General features: G+C 69.3%; 15 protein-coding genes. 7 read left to right on the forward strand and 8 right to left on the reverse strand.

Annotation, left to right across the window (positions count from 1 at the left end; genetic code table 11):
* The first annotated feature begins 180 nt into the window (after positions 1-180).
* Together ftsY and K7W41_RS00585 are read left to right on the forward strand one after the other, a co-directional pair.
* Positions 181-1,137 (forward strand): signal recognition particle-docking protein FtsY, encoded by a 957-nt coding sequence (gene ftsY, locus K7W41_RS00580; protein ID WP_224603679.1) that lies wholly within the window; start codon positions 181-183, stop codon positions 1,135-1,137.
* A gap of 258 nt (positions 1,138-1,395) precedes the next feature.
* Positions 1,396-1,950, forward strand: coding sequence for a hypothetical protein (locus K7W41_RS00585; RefSeq protein ID WP_224603680.1), 555 nt, complete (start codon positions 1,396-1,398; stop codon positions 1,948-1,950).
* Between the two features lie 315 nt (positions 1,951-2,265).
* Here the strand turns inward: K7W41_RS00585 and K7W41_RS00590 are convergent, their stop codons facing one another.
* From K7W41_RS00590 to K7W41_RS00610, 5 genes are all read right to left on the reverse strand, one after another.
* Positions 2,266-3,033 carry an alpha/beta fold hydrolase gene (locus K7W41_RS00590; RefSeq protein WP_224603681.1) on the reverse strand — a complete coding sequence of 256 codons (768 nt, stop codon included), beginning with the start codon at positions 3,031-3,033 and terminating at the stop codon, positions 2,266-2,268.
* On the reverse strand, positions 3,030-3,596 hold the full coding sequence (locus tag K7W41_RS00595) for a DinB family protein (protein WP_224603682.1): 567 nt from the start codon (positions 3,594-3,596) through the stop codon (positions 3,030-3,032). Before K7W41_RS00595 ends, K7W41_RS00590 begins: the two co-directional genes overlap by 4 nt.
* Positions 3,597-3,611: 15 nt before the next feature.
* Positions 3,612-4,139: a histidine phosphatase family protein gene (locus K7W41_RS00600; protein WP_224603683.1), complete on the reverse strand. Its 528-nt coding sequence runs from the start codon at positions 4,137-4,139 to the stop codon at positions 3,612-3,614.
* A 254-nt stretch (positions 4,140-4,393) separates the two neighbouring features.
* Positions 4,394-4,975, reverse strand: a complete 582-nt coding sequence (locus K7W41_RS00605; protein ID WP_318010881.1) for an FAD-dependent oxidoreductase — start codon at positions 4,973-4,975, stop codon at positions 4,394-4,396.
* 34 nt (positions 4,976-5,009) lie between these two features.
* Positions 5,010-5,243, reverse strand: a complete 234-nt coding sequence (locus K7W41_RS00610; protein ID WP_224603686.1) for a hypothetical protein — start codon at positions 5,241-5,243, stop codon at positions 5,010-5,012.
* A gap of 365 nt (positions 5,244-5,608) precedes the next feature.
* Between K7W41_RS00610 and icd the strand changes: the two genes are divergently transcribed.
* Positions 5,609-6,865, forward strand: a complete 1,257-nt coding sequence (icd, locus tag K7W41_RS00615) for an NADP-dependent isocitrate dehydrogenase (protein ID WP_224603689.1) — start codon at positions 5,609-5,611, stop codon at positions 6,863-6,865.
* A gap of 217 nt (positions 6,866-7,082) precedes the next feature.
* Positions 7,083-8,432, forward strand: coding sequence for a histidine--tRNA ligase (gene hisS / locus K7W41_RS00620; RefSeq protein ID WP_224603693.1), 1,350 nt, complete (start codon positions 7,083-7,085; stop codon positions 8,430-8,432).
* Positions 8,433-8,501: 69 nt separating this feature from the next.
* Here hisS and nadA read toward each other — a convergent pair whose 3' ends face one another.
* The 3 genes from nadA to K7W41_RS00635 all read right to left on the reverse strand — a co-directional run bounded on the left by nadA (position 8,502) and on the right by K7W41_RS00635 (position 11,984).
* The gene (nadA, locus tag K7W41_RS00625; RefSeq protein ID WP_224603696.1) at positions 8,502-9,506 is read right to left on the reverse strand and encodes a quinolinate synthase NadA; all 1,005 of its coding nucleotides are present in this window, start codon (positions 9,504-9,506) and stop codon (positions 8,502-8,504) included.
* Positions 9,503-10,345 (reverse strand): carboxylating nicotinate-nucleotide diphosphorylase, encoded by an 843-nt coding sequence (gene nadC, locus K7W41_RS00630; protein ID WP_224603699.1) that lies wholly within the window; start codon positions 10,343-10,345, stop codon positions 9,503-9,505. Before nadC ends, nadA begins: the two co-directional genes overlap by 4 nt.
* A gap of 100 nt (positions 10,346-10,445) precedes the next feature.
* Complete coding sequence (locus K7W41_RS00635; protein WP_224603701.1) at positions 10,446-11,984, reverse strand: L-aspartate oxidase; 1,539 nt, start codon at positions 11,982-11,984, stop codon at positions 10,446-10,448.
* Positions 11,985-12,074: 90 nt separating this feature from the next.
* Here K7W41_RS00635 and K7W41_RS00640 point away from each other — a divergent pair, with 90 nt between their 5' ends.
* The 3 genes from K7W41_RS00640 (at position 12,075) to K7W41_RS00650 (ending at position 13,388) form a co-directional block, all read left to right on the forward strand.
* Positions 12,075-12,389, forward strand: a complete 315-nt coding sequence (locus K7W41_RS00640; RefSeq protein WP_224603703.1) for a hypothetical protein — start codon at positions 12,075-12,077, stop codon at positions 12,387-12,389.
* A gap of 97 nt (positions 12,390-12,486) precedes the next feature.
* Positions 12,487-12,975 carry a Panacea domain-containing protein gene (locus K7W41_RS00645; protein ID WP_224603704.1) on the forward strand — a complete coding sequence of 163 codons (489 nt, stop codon included), beginning with the start codon at positions 12,487-12,489 and terminating at the stop codon, positions 12,973-12,975.
* Positions 12,976-12,977: 2 nt separating this feature from the next.
* Positions 12,978-13,388 (forward strand): hypothetical protein, encoded by a 411-nt coding sequence (locus K7W41_RS00650; protein WP_224603706.1) that lies wholly within the window; start codon positions 12,978-12,980, stop codon positions 13,386-13,388.
* Positions 13,389-13,490: the final 102 nt, after the last annotated feature.

A 13,490-nucleotide genomic window follows, 5' to 3' on the forward strand; every position in this document is an offset into this window, starting at 1 on the left:
CTGCTCTGCGAGTCCGCTTGCCCCTTGCCTTCGACTCACCTGGGTTCTGGATCAACCTCTGCCGCGCGGCGCAGCGCCTCTTTGTACCGCCGCCCTGCACCGCTTCCGGGCCTTTTGCTCGCGGGCTGGGCGCTATGGTGGGGCCATGATCAAGACCGCCTCTTTCCCCGGGGTCCGCGCGTGAGCTGGCTGGAGCGCCTGCGCGACGGGCTGAGCAAGACCCGCAAACAGATCAACGACACCGCCGGTTTCCTGGGCACCGATGTGCGCGACGTGTTTTCCAATCGCCTGGAGACCATTGAGGACCTGGAATACGCCCTGATCGCCGCCGACGTGGGCCGCGCCGCCACTGAAGAGATTCTGGAAGACATCCGCGCCAGCGAGGGCAAGAACCTGCAGCAGGCCCTGATGGACGCCCTGACGCTGCAACTGGAACCCGACGCCCGCCGCGCCGAGTTCCGCAAGCTGGGCTTTACCCCGGATGCCCGGCGCAGCTCCGTGGACCCCAAGGGCCATGTGGTCATGGTGATCGGCGTGAACGGCGTGGGCAAAACCACCACCATTGCCAAGCTGGGCCAGTACTACCGGGGCCGGGGCAAGAGCGTGATGTTCGCGGCAGGCGACACCTTCCGCGCGGCGGCGGGCGCGCAGCTGGGCGTGTGGGGCGAGAGGTTGGGCATTCCGGTGGTACAGGGCGTGGACGGCGGCGACCCCGCTGCGGTGGCCTTCGACGGAGCGAGCGCCCGCGTGGCCCGGGGCACCGATCTGCTGTTCGTGGACACTGCCGGGCGCCTGCACAACAAGCACAACCTGATGGAAGAGCTGAAAAAGGTGCGCCGCGTGATTGACAAGGCCGACCCCGGCGAGCCTGCCGAGGTGTGGCTGGTGCTGGACGCCGTGACCGGGCAAAACGGCCTGCAGCAGGCCAAGAAGTTCCACGAGGCCACCCCTCTGACCGGCGTGATCGTGACCAAGCTGGACGGTACCGCCAAGGGCGGCATTCTGGTGCCCATCGTGCGGGAACTGGGCGTGCCTATCAAGTTCATTGGGGTGGGGGAGGGCGCGGCCGACCTGCAGCCCTTCGACAGCCGCGAATTCGTGCGCGCCCTGTTTGATGTGAATATTCCGCGCGAGTAAGCCGGGTGCCGTGGCCCCATGGCCAGCAGCTACAACCCCAGGAGAAAACAGCGGCGCCGACTGAGGAGAGGCGCCGCTCTTTATTGCTGAAGTGGAATAGGTGCGGGAGGTTGGCGTGCCAGACGGCCGCCTGCCCAGGAACAGGTGGGGTGGAGGAGCAAGCTGGCGGGAAGCTCGGTTGCTGGATCGTCCCCGATTCCGCTGCCTCTCTCCATGAAGGGCTCATATCGAGGCGGCCTGGGCGGGCCACACTCGGGCATGATCAAAGCGTGGCTGTGGACAATGGCCCTGGCAGCAGTGGGTGGGGCCGGGGCCCAAACGACGCCGTTCGACACCCTGTTCCCGGGCACCCAGGTGGTGGCGCGCACCGGGGACAGAGCCGCCCACCAGGGCATGGGGTCCTTTGCCTACGCCCTGCCGGGTCGTGGGCGTTTCACCGTGGGCTACCTGCTGACGCTGACCGCCCAGAGCCCCGCCCGTGTGATGGCCGTGGACCTGGACGCCACCGGGGGCCAGCCGGAAGTGGCCGCCCTGCAGCCGGCGCGGATCGGTGTGCTTCAGCAGGTGGTTGGGCGCACCGCGGGGCGCTGCTTCGGCGCGACCAGCACGCAGCGGGCCGCCGTCCAGGCGTGGGTGGGGCGCACCAACGCGGGCAAAAGCGACACGGCGCAGGCCAGCTTTGGGCCAGTGACCGCCTACTTCGAGCGCCAGCAGAGTTCGGGGCTGGGCTACTTCACCTCCACCTATCGCCTGGAACGCAGCGGACAGCCTGGGACGGGCGCCTGGCAGGCCAGTTGCACGTTCAAGTTTTAGGGCAGATGCAGCGTATTTCTGGAGTGTTCCTGGCCTCTCCCGCTGGTCGACACAATGCTGGAATGCGGCTGGACATTTGAGGAAAGTGGATGAGCCGCGAGCCACAAATGGGCGCAGCGTGGTTGAGGGCTACCGCCAGCTCTGGGCTGCATCTGGTCACGCCCTTGAATCCCCTGGTTCCGCTGTGATCCAGCCTTAAAAGGACGTGCACCTCTCCTGCCCGCTTGCCATATTCCCCTCTCCCCGTGTGGGAGAAGGAGGGAGGAGCGCAGCGACGGAAGGGTGAGGGGGCCACCGTAAGGACGCCGCGTACCTTCAACCCAGCAAGAACGCCACCACGTCGTCGCGCATGCGGCGGCTGGTGTAATGGCCCACACCGGGGTAGGTGCGCGCCTGGACGTGCTCCGGGTGCCTGGCCTGGGCATAGGCGGCGCGGTATGCCTGCGCGGTGGGTTCGTGGTGGGCGGCGAGCGCAAAGGTGGCATCGGCCTCGCCGCTGGCCAGCAGCAGGGGCGTGGGCGCCAGGTCGCCCGCATGGGTCAGGGGGCGGTGGGCGTCCAGAAAGGCGCGCAGTGCGGGCACCCGCACGTCGGGTTCGTGCCAGACGCCAGACGTGATCAGCGCGGCCACGCGCGCGACGCGGGGTTCGGTGCGGCCCAGGGTCTGCGCCACGTAGCCCCCCATGCTGGACCCCACCACCCAGACGGGAACGGCGCCGTAGATGGCCTGCGCTGCGTCCAGCAGGGCAGGGGCTTCGGCCACGGTGCGGCGCACGCTCTCCCACACGTATTCGCGGGCATTCAGGCCGGGCGGGGTGTCGTCCTGCCGCTCGCCGTGCAGGGCGCTGTCGGGCAAAACGATGGCCGCTCCGGCTGCCGTCAGGGCGCTGTACACGCCCAGTTTGCCCTCCTTGGTGGCCCAGGCGCCGTGGTATACGACGCACAGGGCGCGCACCGACTGACCATCCGGGGGCCGCTCGACCAGGCAGGGCACCCCCGCCAGCACGCGGCGCTCAATGGTGTAAGGCACGCCCCCGGTCATGGGCGTGGCGTGGGGATCGCCCGCAAAGGCGGGGCGGCTCACGGGGCCTCTTGCTGCAGTAGGCGGCGAATCAGGCGCATCTGGCCCCGGTGGCTGACCTCGTCTTCCATCACGTGGAACCAGGCCCAGTGGTGGTTCATGCTGGGATCGGCCGGGACAGGCTGGGCCAGCCACTCATCGTCGCGCCCGGCCAGTCCAGCCAGCGTGAGGGCCATCGTCCCGCGCAGGTCGGCCTCGTACCACGCCAGATCGTGGCCGCGAAGCTGCGCCCGCGCCGCCTCACCCAGGTCCAGGGCCACGCGGTGGGGGGCGAACGCTTCACTGTCGTAGGGGTCGTAGCCCTCGAAGCTCAGGGCGTGGTAAATGCGGTGCACCGCGGCCAGATGCGCCAGCAGCATGCCGCAGGAGTTGCCCAGCCCCGGCGGCACGGCGTCCAGTTCTTCGGGGGTCATGTCGGCCACCGCCTGCAGGGTGGTTAGCCGGGCGTACGTGAGCATGTCGGCCAGCGCGGCGATCTGGGGGGTGAAGGGCGCCGGGGGACCGGTGCGAATCTGGAACGCCCGGTCGTCTTTCAGGGTGGTGGCCAGATGGGCAAAGGCGGTCATGCCCCAGGGTAGCGGTTAGGGGCTCAGTCGCCGGGGCGGGGTGCCGGGCGAGCACACCCAGACGTCCGGGTTGCGCAGGGTGGCCCACTCGGCAAAACCCAGCCCCAGTGCCAGGGCCAGCAGGTTGCCGTGGGTGACGACCACGCAGACGCCCCCCGGGTCGCGCGCCTCGGCCAGCGCAGCGTGCGCGCGGACCCCGGCCCGGCGCCCCGATTCTCCGCCCGGAAAGCGCAGGACAGGCACCTGAAAACTCAGGCGCAGGGCGCCCCTCCACCAGCCCACCGGCCGACCCGTCAGCACCCGTTCCGTCAGGCGGGGGTCGGTGTGAATGTCCAGGCCCAGGGCCCCGGCCAGCGGCTGCGCGGTCGCCACTGCCCGGGCCCACGGACTGCTGACGATCCGGGTGATGCCCAGGTCCGCCAGCCCGGTGGCCAGTGCCTGGGCCCCGAGCTGGCCGTCTGGGGTCAGGGGGGCCTCTGGCGCCTGCCCGGCGGCCTTTGCGTGGCGCACCAGCAGGAGGGTGCCGGGGGGCAGGCCGGTCACGGCGTCACCCCGGGTGTGCCTGCGCCAGCGGAGCGATGCTCTGCCAAAGACCGGGGCAGACGTGAAGCTGAGGAGCCACGTTTGAGCCGTTGAATGGAAGCAGCCGCTGTCAAACGTTTCCTCCCCGCGCGCCTGTAGATCGGCCTGCAGGGCGCCCACGTTCAGCGCGCGTCCCCGCTGTGCCGCACCGCTGCCCCGGCCGCGCCTCGCCCAAGATACAGCAGTTCTGCTGGCTCCGCTTGGCCGACTGCGTTTCAAACGGACTGCTGGCGCGCGCCCTGGCGCCAGCAGCTTCGGGGCGCCAACGGGCAGCGCGCGGAACCTCCTGGGAGGGGTCTGGGGCAGGCGCGGCCCCTACGCTCATGGATCAGCTTGCCGCTGTGCCGGCTGTGAATGTTCGCCGGGGAGTGGTTGCGACAAATGCTGCCCGGGAAGCGAGCGCAGTTCAGACGACCGGCCAGCGTGAGGGGCCCGTCGCCCGCAATGCGCCGCGTTTCGCGACTGCCCACCATCGGCGCCACCATGTCCAGATGGGCCGCCCCACATCCTGGCGGCGAGGCCCGGCAAAACGCTGATGGCCGCGTGATTGCCTGCGCGCCCCTCACCTGCGCCGCGCTGAGGTGCCAGGAATCGGTGCCGTCGTTCAGGTCGGCGCGGATGCGTGGGCAGGAGAAGCTGAGAGAGGCATGTCCGTCGGCGTGTTGCGCGCCGTGACCTATAGGCCCGTGCCGCCAAGGCGGTGTTGTTCCCGGCGCGAGGCGCGCCGCCTGATTGTGGTCATGCCCGGCAGTGTAGCGGCCAGGGCGCACGCGGGCATGAAGAAACCAGCGCCCCACACAGAGAGGCGCTGGCTCAGGGAAGCTGCAGGTGTTAGTGGCCGTCGCCGTCGGTGGCTTCGCGCTTGCCCTCGCTGTATTCGGCGTGGGCCTGGGCGTTGTGCACTTCGGCCTTGGCGCGGTCTTCCAGGGCCTCGGCCTTGTGGTGGGCGTCCCCCGTGACAGCGTGGGCCACGTTGTGTCCGGCCTCGCGGGCGCGGTCGGCGGCCTCGTTCACCTTGGCCTTGGCGGCGTCCAGCATGTTACCAGCGGTGCTCTTGTCACTCATGGATCAGGTCCTCCTGTGAGGTGAATTCCCGGTCTGGGTCCTCTCAGAGTGCCGCGCGCTGGTGCGGGGCAGGTGAGCAACCCTTCAGGTGAACCGGGGGCTTCCCCCAGGGTTTCCTTCATGTCCCTTAAGCCCGGGTGTAGGGAAAGCAGGGGAGGGGTATGGCAGCCAACATCAGCGTGAAGGGATGGGTGCCCAGCGGTAGCCTCTTTTCAGACACTTGCTGGCGGACAAGGGCCTCCGGCCGCCCTGTTCTGCCCGCTCCCTGAGCGGCCCGCTGGTCCTTTCTTGAACCGCGTCTAAACCGTTCGGGTAACAGCTGCGCCGGGGCGGCTTTTCACCGGGTGGAGTACAGTAGGGCCGACATGGATAAGCACATCAAGGTGCCCGCGCAGGGCGAAAAGATCACCATGCAGAACGGCCAGCTGACCGTTCCCAACCACCCCATCATTCCCTTCGTGGAAGGCGACGGCACGGGCCCCGACATCTGGCGCGCCAGCGTGCGCGTGCTGGACGCGGCAGTGGAAGCGGCCTACGGGGGCGAACGCAAGATCGAGTGGATGGAAGTCTACGCGGGCGAAAAGAGCCTGGAAGTCTACGGCGAGAACGAGTGGCTGCCGCAGGGCACCATCAACGCCTTTAACGAGTACCTGTTCGGCATCAAGGGCCCGCTGACCACCCCCGTGGGCACCGGCATCCGCTCCATCAACGTGGCGCTGCGCCAGGAACTGGACCTGTACGCCTGCGTGCGCCCGGTGCAGTACTTCGAGGGCGTGCCCAGCCCCGTCAAGCGCCCAGGTGACGTGAACATGGTGATCTTCCGCGAGAACACCGAAGACATCTACGCGGGCATTGAGTACAAGGCCGGCACCGACGAGGCCGACAAGGTGCGCGGGTTCCTGACCCGCGAAATGGGCGTCAAGAAGATTCGCTTCCCCGAAACCAGCTCGTTTGGCATCAAGCCCGTGTCCAAGGAAGGCACCGAGCGCCTCGTGCGCGCCGCTATCCAGTACGCCGTGGACAATGGCCGCAAGAGCGTGGCGCTGGTGCACAAGGGCAACATCATGAAGTTCACGGAAGGCGGCTTCCGCGACTGGGGCTATGAACTCGCCAAGCGCGAATTCGGCGCGGTGGAACTGGACGGCGGCCCCTGGCTCAAACTGCCCAACGGCATCGTCATCAAGGACGTGATTGCCGACAACTTCCTGCAGCAGATCCTGCTGCGCCCCACCGACTACGACGTGATCGCCACGCTGAACCTGAACGGCGACTACATCAGTGACGCGCTGGCGGCGCAGGTGGGCGGCATTGGCATCGCGCCCGGCGCGAACATCAACTACGTGACGGGCCACGCCATCTTCGAGGCCACCCACGGCACCGCGCCCAAGTACGCCGGCAAGGACGTCATCAACCCCTCCTCCGTGATCCTGAGCGGCGAGATGATGCTGCGCTACATGGGCTGGACCGAGGCCGCCGACCTGATCCTGAAGGGTCTGGACGCCACCATCCAGCAGAAGACCGTGACCTACGACTTCGCCCGTGGCATGGACGGCGCCACGGAAGTGAAGACCAGCGAGTTCGCCGACCGGATTATCGAGAACATCAAGGCCAGCAAGGCGTAACCTTCCTTCAACCGGGGCAGGCGGCCGTCAATAGGCCGTCTGCCTCATTTCGTTGCGCCGCGCGCCTCACGTAAGGTGACTGTCATGGCTGCTTTTCACCGACATTCAGGACGTTCGACAGCCCCTGTGCTCCGCCTGCGTGCGTTGAGCCCGGCTTTCGTTCATTCCGGCCTGAATGGGATGCAGCGTTCAGGTGCGCCAGGACCCTGCACCCACCATGACCCGACCCACGCCCATCAGTGGCTTTCCCGAATTCCTGCCCGCTGAGCAGTTGGTCTTTGACCGCGTGCTGGCCACCATCCGCGCGACATATGAGCGTTACGGCTTTACGTCTATAGAAACGCCAGCAGTAGAACGACGGGACACGCTGGTGGCCCGCGGAGGCGACGACAAGGAAATCTACACCCTGTCCCGCCTCACCACCGGTTCTGGCAGCACCGAAACGGAACTCGCCCTGCACTTCGACCTGTCCGTGCCCCTGGCGCGCTACGTGGCCCAGCACGCGGACGGGCTGGTGTTTCCGTTTCAACGCGCCCAGATTCAGAAGGTGTGGCGGGGCGAGCGGCCCCAGGCTGGCCGGTTTCGGGAGTTCTACCAGGCTGACCTGGACGTGGTGGGCCGTGGCCGCCTTGGCCTAACCTACGACGCCCTGCTGCCTGCCGTGATCAGCGACACCCTGAGCGCCATTGGGGTGGGCCCCTTCTGCATTCGGTTGAATCACCGGCAACTGCTGCAGGGCTGGGCCACCGGAGCGGGGCTGCCCGCCGCCCTGGTTCCCGCCGCCCTGCGCGTGCTCGATAAGCTGGAGAAGATTGGCATAGACGCGGTGCGTACGCAGCTCACGTCCACCTGTGGGCTGAACCCCGCCCGGGTCACGACCTTTCTCGAACTGGCCACCGCCTCACGCCCAGGCACGCAGGTGCTCGATGACCTTGCGGCCGGTGCCCTGCCACTGAATGCCGCCCTGGAGCAGGGCATTCAGGAACTTCAGGACGTGACAGCCACCATGCAGGCGCTGGGCGTGCCGGACACCCACTACCGCCTGGACCTGAGTGTGGCCCGGGGGCTGGGGTACTACACGGGCACGGTTTACGAAACCGGGTTGCAGGCCTTTCCGACGCTAGGCAGCATCTGTTCCGGGGGGCGGTACGAGAATCTGGCCGAGGCCTTTGGCCCTGAGCGTTTTCCAGGCGTGGGCATGTCCATCGGCGTGAGCCGGTTTGTCCCGGCCCTGATGGCTGCGGGCGTACTGGCGCCAGCTGCCGCCACCTGCGCGCCGGTCCTCGTGACCACGCTGCGCCAGACCCTGCGGGCAGAAACCTTTCGCCTGGGCGCCGAGTTGAGGCAGGCGGGCATCAACACGGAGATGTACCTGGAGTCCGACCGCCTGGGGCAGCAACTGCGGTACGCCGCCCGAAAGGGGTTCGTGCTGGTGGCCATTGTGGGTGAGGATGAACTGGCCGCTGGGGTGGTCCGCGTGCGGCACCTCGCCACGGGCACAGAGCAGGTGTGGCCGCGAGACACCTGGACAGCCGATGTTCGCCGTTGGCTGGCTGAACCCGCGTAACCCGTCAGATCAACGAAAGCGTGCCTGCGCCAGATGTTGGGCAGGCACGCCGTCACCTCAGGCGGGCTGTTAACCAATGGCGAGCATACGCTCAATGGGCTTCAGCGCCCGGACGCGAATCGCCTCGGGCACCGTCACGCGCGGCTGCAGGTTCACGAGGCTGTCGCGGACATTCTCCAGCGTGATCATCTTCATGTACTCGCAGCAGGCGGTGCGGCTGACCGGAATGAAGGTCTTGCCCGGCACGTCCTTCTCCAGGCGCGTGACCATCCCGGTTTCGGTCACCACGATAAATTCCTGCGCGGGGCTAGTCTTGGCGCGGCCAATCATCCCCTCGGTGGAGTACAGCTGGAGTTCGGGAATGGCGCCCAGAATCTTGCTGGAGCAGCCGCATTCCGGGTGAATCAGCAGTTCGGCGTCCGGGTAGGCGGCCTGCTGGCCCTGCACGTCTTCGGGGCGAATGGCCTCGTGGACGTGACAAGCGCCGTCCCACACGTCCATCTGGCGGCCCGTTTCGCGGATCACATGGGCGGCGAGGTAGCGGTCCGGGGCAAACAGGACGGGCACACCTTCCGGGAGGCTCTGCACAACCTGCACGGCGTTGCCGCTGGTGACGCAGTAGTCCGAAACGGCCTTCACGTCGGCGGTGGTGTTCACGTAGGTCACGACCAGCCCGCCGGGGTTCGCCGCCTTCCAGTCGCGGATGCCCTGAGCGGTCAGTGTGTCGGCCAGCGAGCAGCCCGCGCGCAGGTCCGGCAGCAGGACGGTCTTTTCTGGGTTCAGGATTGCGGCGGTTTCGGCCATGAAGTGCACGCCCGCAAACACGATCACCTCGGCGTCGGTCTTCGCGGCCTGGCGCGAGAGGCCCAGCGAGTCGCCCACGAAGTCGGCGATCTGCTGCACCTCGGGGCGCTGGTAGTTGTGGGCCAGGATGACGGCGTTCTTCTCGCGGCGCAGGCGCTCGATGTCGGCGCGCAACTGGGCCTCATCGGGCAGAACTTGCAGCTGCAGCAGGTCGCGGTGCGGTACCTGGGGGCGCGGCACCACCGGGGCGGGTTCGTTGAGATTCTTCATGGTTGGTCCTCGGGCTGAAAGTTCAGGCTGATGTCCAGGGCGGGGGCCGAATGGGTCAGGGCGCCGGCACTCACGAAGTCCACGCCGCTTTCCTGCACGCGGGGCAGGCGCGCCAGGGTCATGTTGCCGCTGGCCTCCAGGGTGACGTGGGGGGCCACGCGGTCACGCAGGGCCACCGCCTCGGCCAGCAGGGCGTCGTTCATGTTGTCCAGCAGCACGCGGTCGGCCCCTGCGCGCAGGGCTTCGTCCAGCCCCGGCAGGTCCGGCACCTCGCACTCCACCTTCAGCAGGTACGCGTACTCGCGGGCGCGGCGAATCGCCTCGGCAATCCCGCCCGCCGCCGCCACATGGTTGTCCTTGATCAGGAGGCCGTCGTCCAGCCCCGCGCGGTGGTTGAAACCGCCGCCGTGGCGCACCGCCTGCTTTTCCAGGTCGCGCCACAGCGGCGTGGTCTTGCGGGTGTCCAGCAGGCGCGTCTGTCCTTCGCCCAGCGCGTCCACATACCGCCGCGTCTGGGTCGCCACGCCACTCAGGCGCTGCAGAAGGTTCAGGGCCAGCCGCTCGCCAGTGAGCAGGCTGCGCGCCGGGCCCGTCAGGGTGCCAAACACGCCGCGTTCGCGCGCCTCGCCGTCCTGGGCGGTCCAGGTGACGGTCACGCGCTCGTCCACCAGAGCAAACACGCGCGCCGCCACCTCCAGGCCGCTCAGCACCCCGGGCTCTTTCAGCAGGACTTCAGCGCGGGCCGGCTGATGGGCGGGAATGGTCGCCAGCGTGGTAGCGTCGCCGCGCCCAATGTCCTCGGCCAGGGCGGCGAGCAGGCGGTCATCCAGGCTCAGCATGACCGGCCCGGGACAGGACGCGGGGGAAGAAGACGGAGAGAACGCACGGGCAGAACCCTAGCGTATTCGCCGGAAGCGGGCGTGCAGGTGTGCGCGCCCTTCACCGGACCCCCACGGCCAGCCCCACGGGCACCTCGCGCAGGACCGGCTGGCCGTCGCGGCCCTGCCCCCAGACGGTGTGCCTGGGGGGCGTGGTCTCGGCGGGAAAGTCGGTGCGGCAGTGTCCGCCGCGCGACTCCTTGCGGGCCAGGGCGGCCCGCAGCAGCAGTTCTCCCAGGGTGGCGAGGTGCCCGGCTTCCAGGCTGGCGCGGGTGGCCTGGGGCGCGGCCGGCCACGTCCAGCCCGCCAGCGCGGCCTCCAGGTCCGTTGCGTTGCGGCGCAGGCCCGCCGCCTGGTCCATCACGGCGCGCAGCCTGGGCAGGCAGGCGGGGTCCACCCCGGCCAGTGGGGGCGCCTCGCCATCGTCCTGGGGCGTGCGCAACTCAGCCAGGGCGGCGCGGGCGGCCCGCGCCCCGAACACCAGCCCTTCCGAGAGGCTGTTGCTGGCCAGCCGGTTGGCGCCGTGCAGTCCGCTGGAGGCCACCTCGCCCGCCGCGTACAGGCCCGGCACCGTAGCGCGGCCGTCCACATCGGTCTGCACGCCGCCCATGGTGTAGTGCACGGCGGGCTGCACCGGAATCAGGTCGGTGCCCGGATTCAGGCCCCAGCGGCCCAGCGATTCGGTGACGGTGGGAAAGCGCGCGTGCACGAACGCCTCGCCCAGATGGCGCAGGTCCAGCCACACGCCGCCTGTGGCCGCCATTTCGGCGGCAATGGCGCGCGCCACCACGTCGCGCGGGGCCAGTTCCAGGGCCTCGTCGTAGCGGGCCATGAAGCGCTCGCCCCGGGCGTTCAGCAGCTGGGCGCCCTCGCCGCGCGCCGCCTCGGTCACCAGCTGGGCCTCGTGGCCGCGTACCACGGCGGTGGGGTGAAACTGCACGAATTCCAGGTCGCGCAGGGCTGCGCCTGCCGTCCAGGCCAGCCCCACGCCGTCGCCGGTGCCCTCGGGGGGGGCCGTGGTCACGCCGAACAGACGCCCAAAGCCCCCGGTGGCCAGGAGCACGGCGCCGGCTCGCACCCGCACGGGCCCAGCCGGGGTCAGCAGGTCGGCGCCCACCACCCGCCCGCCCGAGCGGCGCAGGGTCTGCACAAACGCCCCCTCCTGCACCTGCAGGGCCGGCCCCTGTCCTGCGCGCAGAGCCGTGCTCAGGGCGAGGCTGACCGCGTACCCGGTGGCGTCGCCGGTGTGCCGAATCCGGGCGCGGCTGTGGCCGCCTTCCAGCGTCACATGCGGGGAAAAGGTCACGCCCAGGTCGCGCAGGGTGTCCACCTGGGTGCGGGCCTCGCGCACGAAGACCGCCACCGCGTCGGGTTCGCACAGGCCCCGGCCCGCCTTCAGGGTGTCGGCGGCGTGGCTGGCCTCGTCGCCGCTCTCCACGGGCGCCGCCACGCCGCCCTGCGCCCAGCGGGTCGAGCCGCCGGTCAGCGCGCCCTTGCAGGCCAGCAGCACGTCCGCGCCGTAGCTGCGCGCCGTCAGGGCCGCGTAGGCCCCGGCCACACCGCCGCCCACCACCAAGAGCTCGGTCTCGACTGTGTTCACAACTGCCCAGGGTAGGGCAGCCAGGGCCCGGTCAGGTGTCACTGCGCGGCTGAACAGTGGGTCAGGAGCTCACACTGCTAGACTGCCCCCATGACGCGCGTTCTGCTGGCCCTGGCGGGCGTGGTGTTGCTGGCGGTCACGGCGCTGGCGCTGGTATGGCTGCTGGGCCAGCTGCTGACCGGGCTGGGCATTTTTATCGTGGGCGCGGCTGGCGTGCTGGGGCGCCTGCTGTGGTTCCTGCTGGTGGCGGGGGGGCTCTCGGGGCTGGTGTACTTTGTGGCCAGCGCGTGGCGTCCGGGCACGCGGCTCACCGTCACCCCGGCGCCCGGCCCCCAGCCCCACCGGGCGGCCCAGGCGGCGCCCACCCCCGCCTCGCCTGAACCGGCCCCCGAGGCCCGCCCTTAACGGGCGCAGCGCCCCTGCCCCTGCGTTCCCCAGGCGCCTGAACGCAAGCTCTTCTGCCCCAAACATGTTACGCTGCAGACAGAAAGGAGGCCTGCCTATGACCATCGCCATCACCAACCCGCAGCGCACCGGCTACGCCGCCGAAGTGGTGGCGAACGCCTTTCTGGAACTGGCCCGGGAAGAGGGCCGCGCTCTGACCCAGATGCAGGTGCACAAGCTGGTGTTTATCGCGCACGGCTTTACCCTGGCGCTGCTGGGCCGGCCACTCATTTACAACACCGTGCATGCGTGGCGCGGCGGGCCGGTGGTGCGCCGGTTGTGGCAACTGTGGGGCGAGCGCGGCACCCAGCCCATTGAGGGCCGCCTGCCGGTGGCCCAGGGCGAACCCGAGTTGGCCGGCGACCCCGAGGCGCTGGACGTGATTCGCAGTGTCTGGGCCGCCTACGGTCAGATGGACGGCCTGGAACTGTCGCGCCTGACCCACCGGCCCGGCAGTCCCTGGTCCCAGATTTACGGGCAGGCCCCCGACCTCATTCCCGATCAGGTCACGCGCGAGTACTACACGGCCCTGGCCCGCAGCGCCTGACGGTGACGCGCCCCGACCCAGCCGCCCCACCTGCCGCAGCGCCGGACAGCACCTCGGCGGCGATTGCGCGTACGGTGCAGCACAGCCTGGAAGCCGAGCGGCGCGACCTGCCCACCCAGGCCGAACTGGAACGCCGCACCCGCGAACTGCGCTACCGCGAGGCCGTAGATCAGCGCTGGTTGCGCCTGGGGGTGGGCGCCATTGTGTTTCTGCTGTCGGCCGGGTGGCTGGCCGCCGATATCGTGCTGACGCTGGCCGTGGGCTGGGGGCAATTGGGGGGCCGGGCCTTCAAGCTCGACAGCACCGTCGTGGTGGCCTTCCTGACCACCAGCACCGCCACGGTCATCGGCCTGTTCCTGGTGTTCCTGCGCTGGCTGTACCCGCAGGGGGCCGCGCCGCCCGGCGGGGCGTGAGCCGCCCAACAGTTCATGTGGGAAAATGCGGTAAAATCGCAGATTGTGACGCGCGCCGCCTGAGCCCTGTCTGTCCCGGGCTTTCCTCCGGCGCGCCCCTTC

Source organism: Deinococcus multiflagellatus, assembly GCF_020166415.1.
In the GTDB taxonomy this organism is placed as follows: Bacteria; Deinococcota; Deinococci; order Deinococcales; family Deinococcaceae; genus Deinococcus; species Deinococcus multiflagellatus.

What these genes read in the sequence shown, in the direction of transcription:
- K7W41_RS00585 (WP_224603680.1), top strand. Translation starts at nt 1,396, where the DNA reads ATGATCAAAGCGTGGCTGTGGACAATGGCCCTGGCAGCAGTGGGTGGG.
- K7W41_RS00595 (WP_224603682.1), bottom strand. Translation starts at nt 3,596, where the DNA reads ATGACCGCCTTTGCCCATCTGGCCACCACCCTGAAAGACGACCGGGCG.
- K7W41_RS00610 (WP_224603686.1), bottom strand. Translation starts at nt 5,243, where the DNA reads ATGAGTGACAAGAGCACCGCTGGTAACATGCTGGACGCCGCCAAGGCC.
- icd (WP_224603689.1), top strand. Translation starts at nt 5,609, where the DNA reads ATGGATAAGCACATCAAGGTGCCCGCGCAGGGCGAAAAGATCACCATG.
- hisS (WP_224603693.1), top strand. Translation starts at nt 7,083, where the DNA reads ATGACCCGACCCACGCCCATCAGTGGCTTTCCCGAATTCCTGCCCGCT.
- nadA (WP_224603696.1), bottom strand. Translation starts at nt 9,506, where the DNA reads ATGAAGAATCTCAACGAACCCGCCCCGGTGGTGCCGCGCCCCCAGGTA.
- nadC (WP_224603699.1), bottom strand. Translation starts at nt 10,345, where the DNA reads ATGCTGAGCCTGGATGACCGCCTGCTCGCCGCCCTGGCCGAGGACATT.
- K7W41_RS00640 (WP_224603703.1), top strand. Translation starts at nt 12,075, where the DNA reads ATGACGCGCGTTCTGCTGGCCCTGGCGGGCGTGGTGTTGCTGGCGGTC.
- K7W41_RS00645 (WP_224603704.1), top strand. Translation starts at nt 12,487, where the DNA reads ATGACCATCGCCATCACCAACCCGCAGCGCACCGGCTACGCCGCCGAA.